Here is a 19,823-nt window from a genome sequence, read left to right as displayed (position 1 = left end):
GAGGGCCGATGAGTTTTTCTCCCGCTACCTCTCACGCCCAGCGCGGCATGGCGCTGCTGGTCAGCCTGGTATTCCTTCTGTTGCTGACGCTGATTGGCATTTCATCGATGCAGAACGCAACCCTGCAGGAAAAGATGGCCAGCAGCGTCACCCTGCGCAATCAGTCGTTCCAGATCGCCGAAGCCGCGTTGCGCATCGGCGAAAGTGCGGTTCAGCTCGATACCTATACATTGCCGGTTTGCAGCGGCAATCAATGTTTGCCGCCCGCCGAGTCATCGACCCTCACGGCTGCCGGTCTCAACTCCTCCTCGGGGGTCACCTGGATCGCGGCCGCCAACGGCTTCTATGGGGTACAGAACATCGGCACCACGTTGAATGCCGTGAATGTGCCGAGCAACACCTCTGCGACGCTTTATCGGGTCACGGCAGTGGCCATCGTGGGCAACAACGTGCGCAGTGTGGTGGAGAGCATCTATGCCAAATACTAATAGATGCTCAGGGATCTGGCGGTTTCTGAGTGGCATTGCATTGGGGTTGTACCTGTCAGCGCCTGCGTACGCGTTCACGCCCTCGGACTCGCCCCTGTTGAGCGCTGCGGCGGTTGCGCCCAACGTGATGCTGCTGATCGATGATTCGGGGAGCATGAACAACATCATCTGGGCGCCGGGTTTCGATCCGACGGTCAGTCGCCCGCAAATTGCCAATTGCAGTTCGAACAACTCGTGTCTGACCGGTCAGAATCTGGACATGGACGATACCAACATCGCCTTGTCGAGCCTCAATCGCGGCGGTTGCTCCAACAATGGCAACTGGTACGGTTTTTATCGGGGTTTCCTGGGACTGTCATCGATATGCCTGAAGCTGCCCGACCCGGTGGGCAACGAAAACACGCGTTATACGGCTAACTATCTGTCCTATCTGGTCACACTGGCCAACGGTTCGAACAGGGATTTCACCACCGGTACCGGCGCGATCCCCAATGATTACCGCATCAGCGTTGCGCAGGATGTGTCCACCAATCTGGTCGCCAGCAACCGTTCATTGAGAATAGGCCTGGCGACATTCAACCCTTCTGTCAGTGGCAACTCCGGCCCCGGCGGTTTTATCGCTCGCGCGGTCAGTGATCTGTCTCCCGTCAGTGGTAGCGTTTCCCAGGCCCAGGCGGACACCAACTACAACGCGTTGATCTCTTCGATCAATAGTTTGAGTGCAATCGCCAGTACCCCGTTGGCGGAAACCTATTACGAGATCACGCGGTACATGCGCGGCATGGCGCCGTACTACAACTCGACGCCAACCACTTACACCAGCCCGATCCAGTATCGCTGCCAGAAAAACTATGGCGTGGTGATCACCGATGGCCTGCCTACGTTCGACAGGACCTTCCCGACCAACGATCCGCTCGGTGGCGCCCGCTTGCCGAACTGGGACGGTAACAGCGCGAACGATGGCGACAACCTCTCCGGTGATGGCGAGGGGGACACGTTGTACCTGGACGACATCGCCAAATTCGCCTTCGACATCGATATGCGCACTACCGGTACCGACGCCGGTGGCAAAAACTGGAACGCCGCAGATTTCCCCAAACAGAACATGAACACCTACACCGTGGGCTTCACCGCCGCGAACCAGATGTTGTCGGACGCCGCCGGTTACGGGCAGGGCAAGTACTACCAGGCGACGGACAGTGCCGGCCTGAATACCGCGTTGTCATCAGCGCTGGGCGACATCACGTCGAAAGCCGGTTCCGGCGGGAGCGGCACCACCAGCAGCGCAATCGTCGGGGTCGGTTCCGCTTACTACCAGACCAGCTACGACCCCAAGGATTGGCGCGGCACCATCAAGTCTTACGGGTTCACCGCCACCGGCTCGGTCAATACCTCCACGGTGCTCTGGACGACTGACACGGCCATCGTGCCCGGCGCCACAGCGCCGATTTACCAGTCGTGGAACAACGTGAGCAATGCCCCCGTCACGCTGGCCTTCGCCAATTTCGCCCCGGCACAGCAGACGGTGCTGAATCAGGGCCTGCCCACCGGCATCACGGGCAGCGACCTTGTGGAGTGGAGCAAGGGCACCAACAAGACCGGGTTGAAAGTACGCAGCGTGTTGCTCGGCGACATCATCAACTCGCCTTTGGTGCTGGCCTCGCCAACGGAAAAAACCGCATCCGATCTGGTCAGTGACACCAGCTACAGCACCTATCTGGCCACCAAATCCAGCAACATGAACACCAGCCTTGTGGTCAATGCCAACGATGGTTTTGTCAGCGTCATCAACTCGGGTAACGGCGCCAGACGTTATGCCTACATGCCCTCCAGTGTTTTGCCATCGTTGCGCTATATCGCCGATACCGCCTACATCAACGGCGTCAGCCACAAGTTTCTGGTCGACGGTCAGGTCGGCGTTTTTGATGCTCAACTCAACAGTGCCTGGAAAACCCTGGCGCTCGGCGGAACAGGCGCGGGCGGCAAGACGTTCTACGCCTTGCAGCTGTTTGACGCCTCGGCCGGCAACGTGACCAAGGCGTTGTGGGAAATCAGTGCACCTGCCACAGCAAACACGGCGAACGTTTTCAATGATCTGGGTTATGCCTACGCCCGTCCGGAAGTGGCACGCTTGGCGGATGGTCGATGGGCAGCATTCATCTCCAACGGCTACGGCAGCAATTCGGGTGTGGCGGCGTTGTACGTGGTGGATATCCGCGATGGGTCGCTGATCAAGAAAATCGTCATCGACAGCACGGAAACCACCAACGGTTTGTCGTCGGTGAAACTCAAGGTCAACTCGCAGAATGTGGTGCAGGCCGCCTATGGCGGGGATCTGAAAGGGCGTTTATGGAAGTTTGATCTGAGCGGCGCCACCACGGACACCTGGGGCGTGGCGTTTTCCGGCAAACCGTTGTTCACGACGGCGGGCGGCGCCACCCAGCCAATCACCGCGCAGCCGTTGCTGGCGGACAATTCACTGGGCGGCAAAGTGGTGTTTTTCGGTACCGGCAAATTCAATGAAACGGTCGACAAGACCAACAAGGATCTGCAGGCGTTCTATGCGGTGTGGGATGCTGACGGCGGCTCTGGACAGATCACTACGTCCAGTTTGCAGGCCCAATCGGTGACCGGTGTGTTCTCGGGAAGTACGGGGCAGTTCATCACCACCAGCCAGAACGAAGTGACCTATCCGGCGGAGAAGGGCTGGTATTTACCACTGGTCTACAACAGCGTATTGACCGGTGAGCGGGTGATCAGCCAGGCGGCGCTGGTGCTGGGGCGAATCGTATTTACCACGGCCATTGTGGATACCACAGATCCTTGTGCCAGTTTTGGCACCGGCAAACTGGTCGAACTGGATGCGTTCAGCGGTAAGATGCTCAACTACGCGGTGCTCGACACCACTGGCGATGGGCTAGTCGACAGCAACGATGCGATATCCAGCGGGGTGATTTTCACTAGCGGGATGCCATTCTTGAGCGCCGTTACCAACGGCGGCACCGGCAAGATCGTAACCGATACAGGTTCAACGGTGACCAAGCTGACCGAAAAGGGCGGCGGTGGCAGCCGTCGCATCATGTGGCGACAAATACAGTAAGTGAGAGTTGAGGCATGCGCAGATCCAACCGAGGTTTTACCCTGATCGAAATCATGATCGTGATTGCGATCATCGGGATCGTCATCACCATTGGCTACCCGAGCCTCACCGAATACGTGAAAAAGGGCCGCCGGGCTGAAGTGGCCGGGCTGCTTTCCGAGCAGGCGCAGGTTCTTGAACGGTTTTACTCGAAGGGTAATGTCTACACCGGTGCCACCGGCCTGAGCGCCGGCAATGACTATTACACCATCACCCCGACCCTGACCGACCAGACCTTCCTGCTGACCGCTACACGCAAGGCCGGCAGCATGGCGACTGACAAGTGTGGCGATTTCACCATCACCAACACCGGTGTCAGAAGCATGGTCAATGCGACGGCCGGACTGACCACCAAAGATTGCTGGGGTCGCTGAGTTTTTTTTCGGGCGCCTTTTGCGCCTCCTGTCTCTTTAACGGTTGGATCGGAACATGACCATGCAACAGCAAGTGGTGATAGTCGGCGGCGGTGTAATTGGCCTGCTGACAGCGTTCAATCTCGCGTCGCAAGTACAGAGCGTTGTGCTGCTGGACCGTTCGAATGTCGGTCAGGAATCGTCCTGGGCCGGTGGCGGTATCGTTTCGCCACTCTACCCATGGCGCTACAGCCCGGCAGTTACCGCGCTGGCCCATTGGTCTCAGGACTTTTATCCACAGCTGGGCGAGCGTCTGTTTGCCGCGACCGGGGTTGATCCAGAAGTGCACACCACCGGCCTGTACTGGCTGGACCTGGACGATGAAGCCGAGGCGCTGGCCTGGGCTGAGCGGGAAAACCGTCCATTGCGGGCTGTGGATATCTCGGCGGCGCACGATGCGGTGCCGGTCCTGGGTGGCGGTTTCACCCGCGCGATCTACATGGCCGACGTGGCCAATGTGCGCAATCCGCGGCTGGTGAAATCCCTCAAGGCTGCCTTGCTGGCGATGCCGAACGTGACGATTCATGAGCAGTGCGAAGTCAGCGGGTTCGTTCGCGAAGGCGAAAAAGTCGTCGGCGTGCAGACTTCGGCGGGCGCGATCCACGGTGATCAGGTGGTGTTGACGGCGGGTGCCTGGAGCGGTGATTTGCTCAAAAGCCTGGGCCTTGCGTTGCCGGTTGAACCCGTGAAAGGGCAGATGATTCTTTACAAGTGCGCGGCGGACTTCCTGCCGAGCATGGTGCTGGCCAAGGGGCGTTATGCGATTCCTCGCCGGGATGGACACATTCTGATTGGCAGCACGCTGGAACATGAAGGCTTCGACAAGACGCCGACCGGCTCTGCGCTTGAGAGCCTGAAAGCGTCTGCAGTGGAATTGATTCCAGCGCTGGCGGATGCCGAGGTGGTCGGGCATTGGGCGGGGTTGCGACCGGGCTCACCGGAGGGCATTCCCTACATCGGCCGGGTGCCGGGCTTCGAGGGGTTGTGGCTCAACTGCGGGCATTACCGTAACGGGTTGGTGCTGGCGCCGGCGTCGTGCCAGTTGTTTGCGGATGTGATGTTGGGCAGGGCGCCGATCATTGATCCGGCGCCGTATGCGCCGGCCGGGCGGATCTAGACGCGAAACATTCGTCGTCTTCCAGAACGCTTTCGCGGGCAAGCCTCGCTCCTACAGGATTTGTGGCGATCACAATATTTTCGATCGACTCAAATCCTGTAGGAGCGAGGCTTGCCCGCGAAGGGGCCCTCAATCCAGCCCGAATTTCTTCAACCTGTAACGCATCGACCGAAACGACAAATTCAATCGCTGAGCCGCCGCCGTGCGGTTCCAGCGGGTTTCCTCAAGGGCCTGGAGGATGAGTTTGCGTTCGACGTTTTCCAGATAGTCTTCCAGATTGTCGATCTGCGTCAGGTCCGGCACACCGCTGTCGGCGCTGCAATTGCCTTCGGCCAGTCGCAGGTCGCTGGCTTCGATCTGCTTGTTGTCGCACAGGGTGTGGGCGCGTTCGAGCATGTTCTCCAGTTCCCGCACATTGCCCGGAAAGCGATAGCTTTTCAGCGCTTCAAGCGCTTGTGGGTGGAGCTTCGGGGCGGGTTGGCCGCTGGCTGCCGCCAGACGCTTGAGCACATGACCGGCCAATGACTCGATGTCGTCGCGGCGCTCGCGCAAAGGCGGAACCCGCAGTTCGATCACATTCAGCCGGTAATACAAATCCTGGCGAAAGCGTTCAGCGGCGACTTCGGCGTCGAGGTCTTTGTGGGTGGCGCAGAGGATCCGCACATCGACCACGGTTTCCTGTTGGCCGCCAACGCTGCGAACGGCTTTTTCCTGAATCGCCCGCAGCAGTTTGACCTGCATCGACAGTGGCAAGTCGGCCACTTCGTCGAGGAACAGCGTGCCTCCCTGGGCGGCCTGGAACAGTCCGGGTTTGTCTTCGATAGCGCCGCTGAAGCTGCCTTTGCGATGGCCGAAAAACTCGCTTTCCATCAGTTCCGACGGTATCGCGCCGCAATTGACCGGGACAAACGGCTGGTTGGCGCGCGGTCCTTGTTCGTGGATCAGTCGGGCGACCAGTTCCTTGCCGCTGCCGGACTCGCCGCTGATGTAGATCGGCGCCTGACTGCGGGCCAGTTTGTCGATTTGTTTACGCAGGCTGCGCATGGGCAGCGAATCGCCCAGCAACCGTCGGTCGATGGCTGCGCCCGGTGCCGGCATACGCAGGGCGCTGGTGACCAGTTCGCGCAGCCGCGTGAGGTCCACCGGTTTGGTCAGGAAGTCGAAGGCGCCGGCCTTGAGGGCGTTGATCGCCGTTTCGAGGCTGCCGTAGGCGGTAATCATGGCCACCGGCAGGTTTGGGGCGCGTTGCTGGATATGTTGCACCAGTTCAAGACCGGTGCCGTCCGGCAGGCGCATGTCGGTCAGGCACAGGTCGAACGTCTCACGCTTCAACAGCGCCAGGGCTTCGCCGAGGTTACGGGCGCTGAAGGTGTCGAGTTTCATCCGTCCCAGGGTGATTTCCAGGAGTTCGCGGATATCCGGCTCGTCGTCGACGATCAGGACTTTTTGCCGTGGACACATGTTCAACTTTGTTTCCGTCCGTGAGCAAAGGTGATGCGAAAGCAGCCGCCATCATGGCGTGGCTTGAAGTCTAGGCGGGCCTGATTGCTTTCGCACAGCTCACGGGACAGATACAGCCCCAGGCCTGTGCCTTGGGCGCTGGTGGTATAGAACGGTTCGAACAAATGCACCTGCTGGTCCGGTGCCACGCCGGGGCCATCGTCCCGAACCTCGATGATCGGCAACTGGCTGTCGGGGTCGACAAACAAATCGAGCCAGACCTGCGCCTGATCGTGGACCTGAGCGCTATGACGCCAGGCGTTGCGCAACAAATTGTCGAGAATCTGGGTGAGCTGGTTCGGGTCCATCAGGGTTTTGAAGTCGCCTGAACCGATGCGCAGGTGAATCTGCTGACGATCGAGCGCACTTTCGCGACTGTCGGCCACGAACTGCTCCAGCCACGGCTTCAGATCGAGTCGTTGCGGTACGGTTTGCTGGCGGCGGGACAGTTGCAGGACGTTTTCGATAACCCGATTCATTCGCTGAGAGTGGTCTTGAATAATCTGGGTCAGACGTCGATCCGCGCCGTTCAGTTCCTCCGATTCCTGCAATAGCTGAGCGGCATGACTAATGGCGCCCAAAGGATTGCGAATTTCGTGGGCGATACCGGCCGTCAGGCGACCCAAAGCGGCGAGCTTCAGTTGTTGGGCCTGTTGGGCGATTTGTGCGAGATCTTCAAGGAAGACCAGGGTTTGGTGGTGTGGGCTTTGGGCCAGGGCAATGAAGCTCGGTTGCAGTTCCAGGCCGCTGTTGGCGATTTTCAGGCTCTGGGGGCGCAGCGTCGGATTGTTCTGCCACAGTTGCAGGCGTTCGACCAGAATGGGCGAGCAGTCGTCGATCCGTTGGCCTTCGAGTTTGTCTCGGCCCAGTAAGATCAGCGCGCTGTGGTTGGCCAATTGCACCCGCAGTTGGCCGTCGAGCACCAGGATGCCGGTGCGCATGCGTTGCAGGATCAATGCATTGAGGGCTTCGAGGCCCACCACTTCGCTGGCCCGTTGTTCGGCGAGGGTTTCGCTGACTTCCAGGCGCTGGATCAAGCCTTGCACCAGCAACGCCGCGGCAAAGCACAACACACCGAGGGTGCCGGCTTGCAGGTAATCGTTGGGGCTGGCGGGATGGCTGAAACTCAGGAGAAAGCTCAGCCCGACGATGCCGAGCGCGCCCACGGCGGCGATCAGCAGGCCGATGCGGCTTCGCAACAAGGTGTTGCTGATGGCCACCGAGACGATCAGCAAGTTGCCGATGGCGCTGGCGACACCGCCGGCGGCGTAGAACAAGCCACACAGCAGCAGGACATCAATCAGCGCCAGGCCGAACAATTGCGCCGGGCGGCGAGTGTTCTCGAAGAAGACCACCAGCAAGATGTTCAGCACCAGGTACAGCCAGCTGCCACTGCGCAACAGGCTGTCATTGGCGAACGTCAGCAACTGGTTGTCCAGGTTGCTGGAGATCAGCAGCACCAAGGTGATGCCGACGCTTAGGCGGTAGAGGTGATAAAGGCGCAGCAGTCGCTGAGCCTGTTTGCTGCCGGGACTGGACGTCTCAGCGATCACTGGAGCCCGGGCCTTGCTCGAGGTGAGCCTGGCTGCAATACCACTGTTGTTGAAGGCTCAGCGCGCGGTCGCGGGGCAGGTGTACGCCGCAATGGGCGCAGCGGACCATGGGCGCGGCTTCCAGTTCGGCGGGGGACTTGGGCGCAGAAGCCTGGCCCTTGAACTTGCGCCAGAACCATACCGCAGCGGCAATCAGGGCGATCCAGAACAGTAAACGAAGCATGATGAGCTGCTTTATGACGAGTGATTAAGCAGTTTAGCCAAGGACATGACGGGCGCACAGCCTGTTAGTGCTGCAATAAAAATCCGCCATAAAAAAAGGAGCCTCGAAAGGCTCCTTTTTGCACCACCGGTCGTATCAGTCGAACACGCCGAAGGTCATGTAGCTGAACCACGAGCGGTCGCTGTTGTTGCCTTCCGCTTCGTGATTTTCTTCTTCGATCACGTCGCCATTTTCATCTTTAGGCTTGAGATCGTTCGGAATCGCTTCTTTGGCGTCCCGGAATTGTCTCTGCACGTCCTGGTTGGCGCGGGTTTCGCCCGGCGGCAGCGGTGGACGGGATTCGATCAGGCCCAGAGTCGCCTTGCTCAACCACGAACGGTTGTCGGCTTCGTCGACCGATGGCACGAACTGACCGTCTACCAGCGTTGGGTGGTTCGGGTAGTTGAGCTTCAGGGTTTCGAGGCTGGTGGCTGCCAGGTCGTCCAGGTGCAGACGCTGGTAGGCTTCAGTCATCACCGCCAGGCCGTCGCCGACCGATGGGGTTTCCTGGAAGTTTTCCACCACGTAACGACCACGGTTCGCGGCAGCGACGTAGGCCTGACGGGTCAGGTAGTAGTCGGCGACGTGAATTTCGTAGGCCGCCAGCAGGTTGCGCAGGTAAATCATGCGCTGCTTGGCGTCCGGCGAGTAGCGGCTGTTCGGGAAGCGGCTGGTCAGTTGGGCGAACTCGTTGTAGGAGTCGCGGGCAGCACCCGGGTCACGCTTGGTCATGTCCAGCGGCAGGAAACGCGACAGCAGGCCGACGTCCTGGTCGAAAGAGGTCAGGCCCTTGAGGTAATAGGCGTAGTCCACGTTCGGATGCTGAGGGTGCAAACGAATGAAACGCTCGGCGGCAGACTTCGCAGCCTCAGGCTCGGTGTTCTTGTAGTTGGCGTAGATGAGCTCGAGTTGAGCCTGATCGGCGTAGCGACCGAACGGATAACGCGACTCCAGCGCCTTCAGCTTGGCTGTGGCGGCGGTGTAGCTATTGTTGTCCAGATCTTGCTGAGCCTGCTGGTACAGCTCGACTTCGCTAAGGTTTTCGTCTACGACTTCCTTCGATGAGCAAGCAGCGGTCAATGCGAGGATGGCGATCAGCAGCAGGTGTTTCACTTGCATGGCGGCTTGCGTCCCTATGACGGCCGCTGTCTTGGGCGAGGCCGTCCTGTTATGATGAGCGCCCCGTTGAATAGCCTCGGGGCAAAAGACGCCGTATTTAACCACAAGCGCGCAGCCGAAACCAAAGGCTGTGCCGACGCCTAGTCTGAGCATGTCCGATAAAATTGAACTTCGCGCAGAGGTGCCGTCCGAATTGGGCGGCCAACGCCTCGATCAAGTCGCCGCACAATTATTCGCTGAGCACTCGCGCTCGCGCCTTTCCGCCTGGATCAAAGACGGCCGCCTGACTGTGGATGGGGCGGTTATCCGCCCGCGAGACATCGTTCACGGTGGCGCCATTCTTGAACTGACTGCCGAGCAGGAAGCTCAGGGCGAATGGATCGCTCAAGACATCGAGCTGGACATCGTCTATGAAGACGACGACATCCTGGTGATCAACAAGCCTGCGGGCCTGGTGGTGCACCCGGCTGCCGGTCACGCTGATGGCACCTTGCTCAACGCCTTGCTGCACCACGTGCCGGACATCATCAATGTGCCCCGCGCCGGTATCGTGCATCGTCTGGACAAGGACACCACCGGTCTGATGGTGGTGGCCAAGACCATTCAAGCGCAGACGCAGCTGGTGACACAGTTGCAGAGCCGCAGCGTCAGCCGGATCTACGAGTGCATCGTGATCGGCGTGGTGACGGCGGGCGGCAAGATCAACGCGCCGATCGGTCGTCACGGCCAGCAACGCCAGCGCATGGCCGTGATGGAAGGTGGCAAGCAAGCCGTCAGCCATTACCGTGTGCTTGAGCGTTTCCGCTCCCACACTCACGTGCGGGTGAAGCTGGAAACCGGTCGTACGCACCAGATTCGCGTGCACATGGCGCACATCAACTACCCGTTGGTCGGAGATCCTGCCTACGGCGGTCGTTTCCGTATCCCGCCAGCCGCCAGCCAGACCATGGTCGATTCCTTGAAGACGTTCCCGCGTCAGGCGCTGCATGCGCGGTTCCTGGAGCTGGATCACCCGACTACCGGTAAACGCATGAGCTGGGAATCGCCACTGCCGGACGATTTCGTCTGGTTGCTGACGCTGCTCAAGCAAGACCGCGAGGCGTTCATCGGATGAGTGACTGGCTGATTCCCGACTGGCCTGCGCCTGCCGGGGTGAAAGCCTGCGTCACCACCCGTGCGGGCGGCGTCAGTCTGGCGCCGTTCGACAGCCTCAACCTCGGCGATCACGTCGACGACAGCCCCGAAGCTGTTGCCGAAAACCGCCGTCGCCTCACCGATCATTTCTCCATGCAGCCGGCCTGGTTGAAGCAGGTTCACGGCATCGCCGTGGCTCATGCGGACCCAGGCCTTGTGGCCACCGCCGACGCCAGCTGGACGGCAACGCCCGGCATTGCCTGCGCGGCGATGACGGCTGATTGCCTGCCCGCGTTGTTTTGCGACCGTGCCGGCACTCGCGTCGCTGCGGCCCACGCCGGTTGGCGCGGGTTGGCGGCGGGTGTGCTCGAAGCGACGCTCGATGCGCTGGCCGTGCCCTCGGAAGACGTGCTGGTCTGGCTCGGTCCGGCCATTGGCCCGCAAGCCTTTGAAGTCGGCCCGGAAGTGCGGGCTACCTTCGTCGAGCAATTGCCCGAATCCGCGAAAGCCTTCGTGCCCAGCCAAAACGCTGGCAAATTCATGGCTGACATCTATGAGCTGGCGCGTTTGCGTCTGGCGGCTCGTGGTGTCACTGCTGTTTATGGTGGCGGTTTCTGCACCGTGACCGATCCCCGCTTCTTTTCTTACCGCCGCAGCCCTCGCACTGGTCGGTTTGCCTCCCTGGTCTGGCTCGAAAGCTAGACTCGACTGATCTGCATCAACGTCACGACGCTTGAAACTCCCAGAATCGACCACATCTATAGCGGTATCTGGCAGGTTTCTTCATTCAGGATGTTTTATAGGTCCGGCCTGCTCAAAAGGAAGGTGACCCATGCGTATAGATCGTTTAACCAGCAAATTGCAGTTAGCTCTATCCGACGCCCAATCGCTGGCCGTCGGCCTCGACCATCCCGGTATTGAACCGGCGCATTTGATGCAAGCCATGCTTGAACAGCAGGGTGGTTCGATCAAACCCCTGTTGATGCAGGTCGGTTTTGACGTCAACAGCCTGCGTAAAGAACTGACCAAAGAGCTCGACCAGCTGCCAAAAATCCAGAACCCGACCGGCGACGTCAACATGTCGCAGGACTTGGCGCGTCTGCTCAACCAGGCGGATCGCCTGGCCCAGCAGAAGGGCGATCAGTTCATTTCCAGTGAGCTGGTGCTGCTCGCCGCCATGGACGAGAACAGCAAACTCGGCAAATTGTTGCTCGGTCAGGGCGTCAGCAAAAAAGCCCTGGAAAACGCGATCAACAACCTGCGTGGTGGCGAAGCGGTCAACGACGCCAACCACGAAGAGTCGCGTCAGGCGCTGGATAAATACACCGTCGACCTGACCAAGCGCGCCGAAGACGGCAAGCTCGATCCGGTAATCGGTCGTGACGACGAAATTCGCCGGACCATTCAGGTGCTGCAGCGTCGCACCAAGAACAACCCGGTGCTGATCGGTGAGCCTGGCGTGGGTAAAACCGCCATCGCCGAAGGCCTGGCCCAGCGCATCATCAACGGCGAAGTGCCGGATGGCCTGAAAGGCAAACGCCTGCTGTCCCTGGACATGGGCGCGCTGATTGCCGGTGCCAAGTACCGTGGCGAGTTCGAAGAACGCCTGAAATCCCTGCTCAACGAGCTGTCGAAGCAGGAAGGGCAGATCATTCTGTTCATCGACGAACTGCACGCCATGGTCGGCGCCGGTAAAGGCGAAGGCTCGATGGATGCGGGCAACATGCTCAAACCTGCGTTGGCCCGTGGCGAGTTGCACTGCGTCGGCGCGACCACGCTCAACGAGTACCGCCAATATATAGAGAAGGACGCGGCCCTTGAGCGGCGCTTCCAGAAAGTGTTGGTGGACGAACCGAGCGAAGAAGACACCATCGCCATTCTGCGTGGCCTGAAAGAGCGTTATGAAGTTCACCACAAAGTGGCGATCACCGACGGCGCGATCATCGCTGCGGCCAAGCTCAGTCATCGCTACATTACCGATCGTCAGTTGCCGGACAAGGCCATCGACCTGATCGACGAAGCCGCCAGCCGCATCCGCATGGAGATCGACTCCAAGCCGGAAGTGCTGGACCGTCTGGAGCGCCGTCTGATTCAGCTGAAGGTGGAATCCCAGGCGCTGAAGAAAGAGAGCGACGAAGCGGCGATCAAGCGTCTGGAGAAACTCCAGGAAGAAATCGTTCGTCATGAACGGGAGTATTCGGACCTCGAAGAAATCTGGAACTCGGAAAAAGCCGAAGTCCAGGGTTCTGCGCAGATCCAGCAGAAAATCGAACAGTCCCGTCAGGAACTGGAAGCGGCACGCCGTAAAGGCGACCTGAACCGCATGGCCGAGCTGCAATACGGGGTGATCCCGGACCTGGAGCGCAGCCTGCAAATGGTCGACCAGCATGGCAAAAGCGAAAACCAGTTGCTGCGCAGCAAGGTGACCGAGGAAGAAATCGCTGAAGTCGTCTCGAAGTGGACCGGCATTCCGGTGTCGAAAATGCTCGAAGGCGAGCGCGACAAGCTGATGAAGATGGAAGGCCTGTTGCACCAGCGTGTGATCGGTCAGGACGAAGCGGTGATCGCGGTTTCCAATGCGGTGCGCCGTTCGCGGGCCGGTTTGTCCGACCCGAATCGTCCGAGCGGTTCGTTCATGTTCCTCGGCCCGACCGGTGTCGGTAAAACCGAGTTGTGCAAGGCGTTGGCCGAGTTCCTCTTTGATACCGAAGAGGCGATGGTGCGGATCGACATGTCCGAGTTCATGGAGAAACATTCCGTGGCCCGGTTGATCGGTGCGCCACCAGGCTACGTAGGGTATGAAGAGGGCGGCTACCTGACCGAGGCGGTGCGTCGCAAGCCTTATTCGGTGATCCTGCTGGATGAGGTCGAGAAGGCCCACCCGGATGTGTTCAACATATTGCTGCAAGTGCTGGAAGATGGCCGCCTGACCGACAGCCATGGCCGCACGGTGGATTTCAAGAACACCGTGATCGTCATGACCTCCAACCTGGGCTCGGTGCAAATCCAGGAACTGGTCGGTGATCGTGAGGCTCAGCGCGCAGCGGTGATGGATGCGATTTCCACGCACTTCCGGCCGGAGTTCATCAACCGGGTCGACGAAGTGGTGATCTTCGAGCCATTGGCGCGGGATCAGATCGCGGGCATCACCGAGATCCAGTTGGGTCGTCTGCGCAGTCGCCTGACTGAGCGCGAACTGAAACTGGAACTCAGCCCTGAGGCCATGGACAAGCTGATCGCGGTTGGCTACGACCCGGTGTACGGCGCACGGCCACTCAAACGTGCGATTCAGCGCTGGATCGAAAACCCGCTGGCGCAGCTGATTTTGTCGGGTCGTTTCATGCCCGGCGATACCGCCAAGGGTGTGGTGGAAAACGACGAAATCGTCTTCGCCTGATCCGCGTTAGCAACAAAACTGAAGAGGCCTCGCATTGCGAGGCCTTTTTTTCGTCAGGTTGTTGAACTCAAAGGAAAAGGCTTGTAAAGTGCGCCCCGCAGTAAGTCACCCGGAAGGGTTTCTGCTCCCCAAGCAGGAATCTGAAATAAGTTGCAAATCATTAACTTGAATGCAATTTAGGGGGTTGACAGAGGTGCTTAAGATTGTAGAATAGCGCGCCTCAGACACACGAACGCAGCGATGCGAACGGGTCGAAGAGAACGCAGTAAAGCTTCACCGTTGTAAATTGAAATATGTAGTTCCGTGATAGCTCAGTCGGTAGAGCAAATGACTGTTAATCATTGGGTCCCAGGTTCGAGTCCTGGTCACGGAGCCAATTTCAAACCGGGGTATAGCGCAGTCCGGTAGCGCGCCTGCTTTGGGAGCAGGATGTCAGGAGTTCGAATCCCCTTACCCCGACCATTTTTGGGTCGTTAGCTCAGTTGGTAGAGCAGTTGGCTTTTAACCAATTGGTCGTAGGTTCGAATCCCACACGACCCACCATTTTTGAAACCAGTTAACGCTGGAATCGAATCTTAAGATCAGACGCCAAAAGCTCTGTTCGCAGAAGGCGCCTTTTAAAGGTGCCTTTTTTTTACCGGGGTATAGCGCAGTCCGGTAGCGCGCCTGCTTTGGGAGCAGGATGTCAGGAGTTCGAATCCCCTTACCCCGACCATATTAAAAATCCTCGTATCGAAAGATACGGGGATTTTTTTGCCTTTGAAAAAGCCGAATCCTTTCAAGTCATCGTACAACTAGCCGATAACGAGCTGTCGGGGCGCACTCGCGACCTCCCATTCAGGCCAACAACAAGAAAGGCGCTCGTTATGTTTCTTCGTCAGCTGAATATTGCCCCTCGTGCTGCGCTGGGTTTTGCCTTGATTGCCGTGCTGGTGGCGTTGCTTGGAATATTTGCCCTGGGGCAGATGTCGAGCATTCGCGAGAGCGAGGTGGCGGTGGAGAAGCAATGGCTGCCGAGCATCCGTGGTGGTGATGAGATCCGCGAGCTGATGCTGCGCATCCGTACCATTTCCTTGCGTATGGCACTGGATCAAGACCCAAAGAACATTCCAACCTACCGCGGCCAGATGGACACCCGCGACAAGGAACTGAGCGAGAAGATTGCGGCTTACGACAAGTTGGTCGACACCGCTGAAGGTCAGGCCTTGTACGACCAGTTCAAAACCACCTTCGCCGCCTATCGCACCGGCATTGCCCAGTCGTTCACCCTGGCCGAGCAAGGTCGCCGTGACGAGCTGACCAAACTGCTGTTGATCGACATGAAAACCGTGGTCGATGGTTCCGGCAAGCAGCTCAATGACCTGGCGGAACTGTTCGCCAAACAGGTCGCCGTTGAAAGCCAGAAATCCGCAGCGCACTACGAAACCTCGCGGTCCATCGTCAGCCTGTTCATCGCACTCGCGGCGCTGGCGACAGTCGGCCTGGCAATGTTGCTGACTCGCAGTATCGTCCGTCCGCTGAACGAAGCCCTGAGTGCGGCGGAAAGCGTGGCGCAGGGCGATTTGACCCGACCTATCGCGACCCATGGCAACGACGAAGTGAGCCGTTTGCTCAAGGCGCTGGCGACCATGCAGCAGAACCTGCGGGAAACCCTGCAAGCCATCAGTGGCTCGGCGACGCAACTGGCCACGGCGGCAGATGAGCTGAACGCCGTCACCCTGGATAGCACCCAGGGCCTGCAACAACAGAACAACGAGATTGAACAAGCCGCCACGGCGGTCAACGAAATGACCTCCGCCGTCGAAGAAGTTGCGCGCAACGCAGTGTCGACCTCCGATGCCACTCGCCAGTCCAGCGAGTCGGCGCATCTGGGGCAGGAGCGGGTCAGCGAAACTGCAAGTGCCATCAGCGACCTGGCCAATGATGTTCAGCACACCGGTGAGTTGGTGCAATCGCTGGCCAATCAGTCTCAAGACATCGGCAAGGTGCTGGATGTGATTCGGGCCATTGCCGAGCAAACCAATCTGTTGGCGCTCAACGCTGCGATTGAAGCGGCGCGTGCGGGTGAAAGCGGGCGCGGTTTTGCGGTGGTGGCCGATGAAGTGCGTGCACTGGCGCATCGCACGCAGCAATCGACCCAGGAAATCGAACAAATGGTCCAGGGCATGCGCAATGGTTCGAGCCTGGCGCTGGACTCGATGAATGCCAGCGCTTCCCGTGCTGCCGAAACTCTGGTGATGGCGAAGCGGGCGGGTGATGCGTTGCAGACGATCACTGCATCGGTTCACGAAATCCACGAGCGCAACCTGGTGATTGCCAGTGCCGCCGAAGAACAGGCCCAAGTGGCCCGGGAGGTGGATCGCAATCTGGTGAACATTCGTGATCTGTCGGTGCGTTCCGCTACCGGCGCGGATCAGACCAGTGCCTCCAGCCACGAGCTGTCGAAACTGGCCAATGCGTTGCAGGGGATGGTGCAGCGTTTTCGGGTGTAAAACCGCCAGACGAAAAAAAGCCGCACCTCTCGGTGGAGAAGCGCGGCCGGGTGCCTTGCTCGGATGTGGCCATTTAACGGGCGAGGTGTATCGCTGCTGTGTCGCGCAAGGGGGAGTTTGTAAGCGAAGGGGGAAAATCGCGGGGGGAGGTACAGTAAGACACGGATCTCCAAATCAGTGGAGATCAAATGTGGGAGCGAGCCTGCTCGCGAAGCGGTGTGTCAGCCAACTCATCTGGTGACTGACACTCCGCTATCGCGAGCAGGCTCGCTCCCACAAGGGATGTATATCAGTGAAGTTTCAGGCGCGGCTCAGTCCCGCGGCCAATCTTGCTGCCCAGCATCAACATCGCCGTGCGGAACGCGCCATACAGCGCCATCTGGTGCATGCGGTACAGCGACACATAAAACATCCGCGCCAGCCAACCCTCGAGCATCACGCTGCCGGTCAGGTTGCCCATCAAGTTACCCACAGCCGAAAAACGCGACAGCGAAATCAACGAGCCGTAGTCGGTGTACTTGTATACAGGCAGCGGTTTGTTTTCGATCCGCAGCTTCAGCGATTTGGCCAGCAACGACGCCTGCTGATGTGCCGCCTGGGCGCGCGGCGGCACATTGCGATCGGTGCCCGGTTGCGGGCAGGCCGCGCAGTCACCGAAGGCGAAGATGTTCTCGTCGCGGGTGGTTTGCAGGGTCGGCAGCACTTGCAGCTGGTTGATGCGGTTGGTTTCCAGACCGTCGATATCCTTGAGGAAACCCGGCGCACGAATCCCGGCGGCCCAGACTTTCAGGCTGGCGTTGATCACTTTGCCGTCGGCGGTGATCAGGCTGTCGGCGGTCACTTCGCTAACGGCCGCGTTGGTCATGACATTGACCCCGAGTTTCTCCAGGGTTTTATGCACAGGCCCGCCAATGCGTTCCGGCAATGCTGGCAGCACCCGTGGACCGGCTTCGATCAAGGTGATGTGCATGTTCTCCGGTTTGATCCGGTCCAGACCGTAAGCCGCCAGTTCGTGCGCGGCGTTGTGCAGTTCGGCGGCCAGCTCGACGCCCGTGGCACCGGCGCCGACGATGGCCACGCTGATCCGCTGCACCACATCCGTCTGCCCGGCGTGCGCGCGCAAGTAATGGTTGAGCAGTTGCTGGTGGAAGCGCTCGGCCTGTTTGCGCGTGTCGAGGAACAGGCAATGTTGCGCCGCGCCCTGGGTGCCGAAATCGTTGGTGGTGCTGCCGACGGCGATCACCAGCGAGTCGTACGGCACTTCACGCGCCGGCACCAGTTCCAGGCCGGCTTCGTCATAGGTGGCGGCCAGCTGGATTTTCTTCTGTGCCCGATCAAGCCCGCTCATGCGCCCCAGCTGGAACTCGAAGTGGTTCCATTTTGCCTGGGCAACATAGTTGAGTTCGTCTTCGGAAGAGTTCAGGGAACCGGCCGCCACTTCGTGCAACAGCGGTTTCCAGATGTGGGTCAGGTTCGCGTCGACCAGCATCACACTGGCCGTGCCGCGCTTGCCCAGAGTCTTACCCAGACGGGTAGCCAACTCCAGACCGCCGGCGCCGCCGCCAACGATGACAATACGATGAGTCATGGGGATATCTCGCAAGGCTAAAAGAAATCGGTGCAATTACCCGAGCGAGCGCGATGCAGCTCATAGCGTCAGGTAACTGATAAATCGGCTCAACAGGCCCAGGCCAATAGTCACTGCCAGCACCACCACCAGGAGCATCCACGGCCGGAAAGGCCGGCGCTCGACTCGGTGCTGGGACAGGTGCAGGTACTCTTCGACATGCTTTTGGTCGTCGGGGTTCAGGCGGCTGGTCATATCGGGCCTCGTCAGGGGTAGACGTTGCTGAATGTGGGGAAGCTACATGCGGGCGGCGGTGTAACACATCAGCCCGCATTGAACGGAGCATAGCCGCTCGCTGGAACAGGCTCGACGCTGACCGTATCGTCCAGGCGAATGATTCCACTTTGTAACACTCGGGCGGTGATTCCGCCATGTCCGCGAACGGCCTGAAAGGTGCCAGGGCCGAGGTTGTTTTGCAGGCGCGCGCAGGGCTGACACCAACCGGTGGTTTCGAAAATCGCCTGGCCGATTTTGAAGCGGCGACCCTTGAGGCTGAACAGGTTGATCCCACTGATAACGAGGTTGCGCCGCAAATCATTAGGCAACAGCGGATTATCTTCCGAGCGGCCCATCAGCGAGTTGATCACCGCCAGATGCTCCCACTGAATCAGTGTCACCTGCCGCGCGTTGCGTACGCCGGGGCGGGCGCGATCGCCGGTCAACCCGGCCTCGAGTCGTGCCTCCACGGCCGCCAGTTCGATCATCGGCACGTGTGGCTGCGGGCGCACACCGATCCAGCGTACGCGGCCGGTTTGCGGGACTTCAGCGATCAGTTCCTGCAATGGACTCACAGGCTGATCCCGACATCGAAGACGATGCTGCGACCGAGGTTGCTGCGCAGGAAATCCGGGGCGTCGGGATGCGCAAATAAAACACGGGCGAAGGTCGGCCCCACCAGCGACAACGAGCGCCAACCCTGACGCAAGTATTCGGTGGGCGGCGGGAAATGGCTATTGAGGTCGAGCACTTCGCGCTTGAGGCTGGCGAAGGCGATGATGTCCAGTTCGCCCAGGTCCATGCCGCGCTCTTTGTAGTTGTGCGCTTTTTTGCGCAAGGTCGGCGCCAGTCTCAGCAGGAATTCATTGGCCGGAATGCGCCGGGGTTTGGCTTCGCGACGCACCAGCGAACTCAGCGAAAACGCACTGCGTCGGCGTTGCAGTTCATCGCGCCACTCATCGTTGAGGCGCCGGCCTTCGTCGAGCACGAAAAACACTTCGAAGTTCGCCTCGCGAAACAGCACGTCCGGCGGCTCCCCGGCAGGCGCGAACTCGTCGGTGCGGTAAGGAATGTTCAGCCCTTGCAGCAGGCGCTGGCACACCCAACGCTCACGCTCCCATTTGCGGGCATTGGAAAGAAACGCGTTGGCTTGCTCGGCCGCAATGGTCAGCAGGCGTAAGTAATCTGAGTCATCCATAGGCCCAAGCTTAGCGTTCAAATGCGTTCGCAAAGAAGACAGTTTGTCGGAGAAGAGCAAAAGCCTGTAACGCCATTGCCCCATCCCGTGCCCGTTTCAGGGCCCTGCACAAAACGGATAGCGATCTGCGCAAAGCGGATATTGCCCCGCGCCTGGCAGCTTTACCCT

16 protein-coding genes and 4 tRNA genes are annotated in these 19,823 nt (G+C 59.5%); 12 read left to right on the top strand and 8 right to left on the bottom strand.

Going from position 1 to position 19,823, the window contains the following annotated elements; all coding sequences use genetic code 11:
• Positions 1 to 8 precede the first annotated feature (8 nt).
• Genes K5R88_RS16630 through thiO form a run of 4 tightly spaced genes read left to right on the top strand, consistent with a single transcriptional unit; the run spans position 9 to position 5,157 of the window.
• The gene (locus K5R88_RS16630; RefSeq protein WP_192227999.1) at positions 9 to 488 is read left to right on the top strand and encodes a pilus assembly PilX family protein; all 480 of its coding nucleotides are present in this window, start codon (positions 9 to 11) and stop codon (positions 486 to 488) included.
• Positions 475 to 3,588 (top strand): pilus assembly protein, encoded by a 3,114-nt coding sequence (locus tag K5R88_RS16625; protein WP_226298065.1) that lies wholly within the window; start codon positions 475 to 477, stop codon positions 3,586 to 3,588. The genes K5R88_RS16630 and K5R88_RS16625 overlap by 14 nt, the downstream gene beginning before the upstream one ends.
• A 14-nt stretch (positions 3,589 to 3,602) precedes the next feature.
• Entirely contained in the window at positions 3,603 to 4,001 is a 399-nt protein-coding gene (locus K5R88_RS16620; RefSeq protein WP_008028801.1) for a type IV pilin protein, read from the top strand.
• 55 nt (positions 4,002 to 4,056) lie between these two features.
• Complete coding sequence (gene thiO, locus K5R88_RS16615; RefSeq protein ID WP_226298064.1) at positions 4,057 to 5,157, top strand: glycine oxidase ThiO; 1,101 nt, start codon at positions 4,057 to 4,059, stop codon at positions 5,155 to 5,157.
• A 129-nt stretch (positions 5,158 to 5,286) separates the two neighbouring features.
• On the opposite strand, the gene K5R88_RS16610 is transcribed toward thiO, so the two are convergent.
• The 4 genes from K5R88_RS16610 to K5R88_RS16595 all read right to left on the bottom strand — a co-directional run bounded on the left by K5R88_RS16610 (position 5,287) and on the right by K5R88_RS16595 (position 9,591).
• Entirely contained in the window at positions 5,287 to 6,618 is a 1,332-nt protein-coding gene (locus K5R88_RS16610; protein ID WP_207285527.1) for a sigma-54-dependent transcriptional regulator, read from the bottom strand.
• Positions 6,619 to 6,620: 2 nt separating this feature from the next.
• Positions 6,621 to 8,210 carry a sensor histidine kinase gene (locus tag K5R88_RS16605; RefSeq protein WP_226298063.1) on the bottom strand — a complete coding sequence of 530 codons (1,590 nt, stop codon included), beginning with the start codon at positions 8,208 to 8,210 and terminating at the stop codon, positions 6,621 to 6,623.
• Positions 8,200 to 8,433 carry a PP0621 family protein gene (locus tag K5R88_RS16600; protein ID WP_008028794.1) on the bottom strand — a complete coding sequence of 78 codons (234 nt, stop codon included), beginning with the start codon at positions 8,431 to 8,433 and terminating at the stop codon, positions 8,200 to 8,202. The genes K5R88_RS16605 and K5R88_RS16600 overlap by 11 nt, the downstream gene beginning before the upstream one ends.
• Before the next feature lie 135 nt (positions 8,434 to 8,568).
• On the bottom strand, positions 8,569 to 9,591 hold the full coding sequence (locus tag K5R88_RS16595) for an outer membrane protein assembly factor BamD (RefSeq protein WP_008028792.1): 1,023 nt from the start codon (positions 9,589 to 9,591) through the stop codon (positions 8,569 to 8,571).
• Positions 9,592 to 9,742: 151 nt separating this feature from the next.
• Between K5R88_RS16595 and rluD the strand changes: the two genes are divergently transcribed.
• The 8 genes from rluD (at position 9,743) to K5R88_RS16555 (ending at position 16,614) form a co-directional block, all read left to right on the top strand.
• Positions 9,743 to 10,705, top strand: a complete 963-nt coding sequence (gene rluD / locus K5R88_RS16590) for a 23S rRNA pseudouridine(1911/1915/1917) synthase RluD (protein ID WP_008028788.1) — start codon at positions 9,743 to 9,745, stop codon at positions 10,703 to 10,705.
• Complete coding sequence (gene pgeF, locus K5R88_RS16585) at positions 10,702 to 11,427, top strand: peptidoglycan editing factor PgeF (RefSeq protein ID WP_223434753.1); 726 nt, start codon at positions 10,702 to 10,704, stop codon at positions 11,425 to 11,427. The genes rluD and pgeF overlap by 4 nt, the downstream gene beginning before the upstream one ends.
• Before the next feature lie 130 nt (positions 11,428 to 11,557).
• Complete coding sequence (gene clpB / locus K5R88_RS16580) at positions 11,558 to 14,122, top strand: ATP-dependent chaperone ClpB (protein ID WP_226298062.1); 2,565 nt, start codon at positions 11,558 to 11,560, stop codon at positions 14,120 to 14,122.
• Between the two features lie 300 nt (positions 14,123 to 14,422).
• Positions 14,423 to 14,498, top strand: a tRNA-Asn gene (locus tag K5R88_RS16575).
• 9 nt (positions 14,499 to 14,507) lie between these two features.
• Positions 14,508 to 14,584: transfer RNA gene (locus K5R88_RS16570), tRNA-Pro, on the top strand.
• 5 nt (positions 14,585 to 14,589) lie between these two features.
• A tRNA-Lys gene (locus tag K5R88_RS16565) sits at positions 14,590 to 14,665 on the top strand.
• Positions 14,666 to 14,760: 95 nt separating this feature from the next.
• A tRNA-Pro gene (locus K5R88_RS16560) sits at positions 14,761 to 14,837 on the top strand.
• A 151-nt stretch (positions 14,838 to 14,988) separates the two neighbouring features.
• A complete protein-coding gene (locus K5R88_RS16555; protein WP_008037880.1) occupies positions 14,989 to 16,614 on the top strand; it encodes a methyl-accepting chemotaxis protein in 1,626 nt (541 codons plus the stop codon).
• Between the two features lie 289 nt (positions 16,615 to 16,903).
• Here K5R88_RS16555 and K5R88_RS16550 read toward each other — a convergent pair whose 3' ends face one another.
• From K5R88_RS16550 to K5R88_RS16535, 4 genes are all read right to left on the bottom strand, one after another.
• The gene (locus tag K5R88_RS16550; protein WP_226298061.1) at positions 16,904 to 18,202 is read right to left on the bottom strand and encodes an NAD(P)/FAD-dependent oxidoreductase; all 1,299 of its coding nucleotides are present in this window, start codon (positions 18,200 to 18,202) and stop codon (positions 16,904 to 16,906) included.
• Positions 18,203 to 18,262: 60 nt separating this feature from the next.
• Positions 18,263 to 18,436 carry a DUF3094 domain-containing protein gene (locus K5R88_RS16545; protein WP_008028730.1) on the bottom strand — a complete coding sequence of 58 codons (174 nt, stop codon included), beginning with the start codon at positions 18,434 to 18,436 and terminating at the stop codon, positions 18,263 to 18,265.
• A gap of 68 nt (positions 18,437 to 18,504) precedes the next feature.
• A complete protein-coding gene (locus tag K5R88_RS16540; protein WP_223437615.1) occupies positions 18,505 to 19,032 on the bottom strand; it encodes an MOSC domain-containing protein in 528 nt (175 codons plus the stop codon).
• Complete coding sequence (locus tag K5R88_RS16535; protein ID WP_032828736.1) at positions 19,029 to 19,655, bottom strand: DUF1780 domain-containing protein; 627 nt, start codon at positions 19,653 to 19,655, stop codon at positions 19,029 to 19,031. Before K5R88_RS16535 ends, K5R88_RS16540 begins: the two co-directional genes overlap by 4 nt.
• Positions 19,656 to 19,823 lie beyond the last annotated feature (168 nt).

This window comes from Pseudomonas sp. MM213 (assembly GCF_020423045.1).
GTDB classification, from domain to species: domain Bacteria; phylum Pseudomonadota; class Gammaproteobacteria; order Pseudomonadales; family Pseudomonadaceae; genus Aquipseudomonas; species Aquipseudomonas migulae.
This window is presented reverse-complemented; position numbering and strand designations above follow the sequence as displayed.

What these genes read in the sequence shown, in the direction of transcription:
- K5R88_RS16630 (WP_192227999.1), top strand. Translation starts at nt 9, where the DNA reads ATGAGTTTTTCTCCCGCTACCTCTCACGCCCAGCGCGGCATGGCGCTG.
- K5R88_RS16625 (WP_226298065.1), top strand. Translation starts at nt 475, where the DNA reads ATGCCAAATACTAATAGATGCTCAGGGATCTGGCGGTTTCTGAGTGGC.
- K5R88_RS16620 (WP_008028801.1), top strand. Translation starts at nt 3,603, where the DNA reads ATGCGCAGATCCAACCGAGGTTTTACCCTGATCGAAATCATGATCGTG.
- thiO (WP_226298064.1), top strand. Translation starts at nt 4,057, where the DNA reads ATGACCATGCAACAGCAAGTGGTGATAGTCGGCGGCGGTGTAATTGGC.
- K5R88_RS16610 (WP_207285527.1), bottom strand. Translation starts at nt 6,618, where the DNA reads ATGTGTCCACGGCAAAAAGTCCTGATCGTCGACGACGAGCCGGATATC.
- K5R88_RS16600 (WP_008028794.1), bottom strand. Translation starts at nt 8,433, where the DNA reads ATGCTTCGTTTACTGTTCTGGATCGCCCTGATTGCCGCTGCGGTATGG.
- K5R88_RS16595 (WP_008028792.1), bottom strand. Translation starts at nt 9,591, where the DNA reads ATGCAAGTGAAACACCTGCTGCTGATCGCCATCCTCGCATTGACCGCT.
- rluD (WP_008028788.1), top strand. Translation starts at nt 9,743, where the DNA reads ATGTCCGATAAAATTGAACTTCGCGCAGAGGTGCCGTCCGAATTGGGC.
- pgeF (WP_223434753.1), top strand. Translation starts at nt 10,702, where the DNA reads ATGAGTGACTGGCTGATTCCCGACTGGCCTGCGCCTGCCGGGGTGAAA.
- clpB (WP_226298062.1), top strand. Translation starts at nt 11,558, where the DNA reads ATGCGTATAGATCGTTTAACCAGCAAATTGCAGTTAGCTCTATCCGAC.
- K5R88_RS16555 (WP_008037880.1), top strand. Translation starts at nt 14,989, where the DNA reads ATGTTTCTTCGTCAGCTGAATATTGCCCCTCGTGCTGCGCTGGGTTTT.
- K5R88_RS16550 (WP_226298061.1), bottom strand. Translation starts at nt 18,202, where the DNA reads ATGACTCATCGTATTGTCATCGTTGGCGGCGGCGCCGGCGGTCTGGAG.
- K5R88_RS16545 (WP_008028730.1), bottom strand. Translation starts at nt 18,436, where the DNA reads ATGACCAGCCGCCTGAACCCCGACGACCAAAAGCATGTCGAAGAGTAC.
- K5R88_RS16535 (WP_032828736.1), bottom strand. Translation starts at nt 19,655, where the DNA reads ATGGATGACTCAGATTACTTACGCCTGCTGACCATTGCGGCCGAGCAA.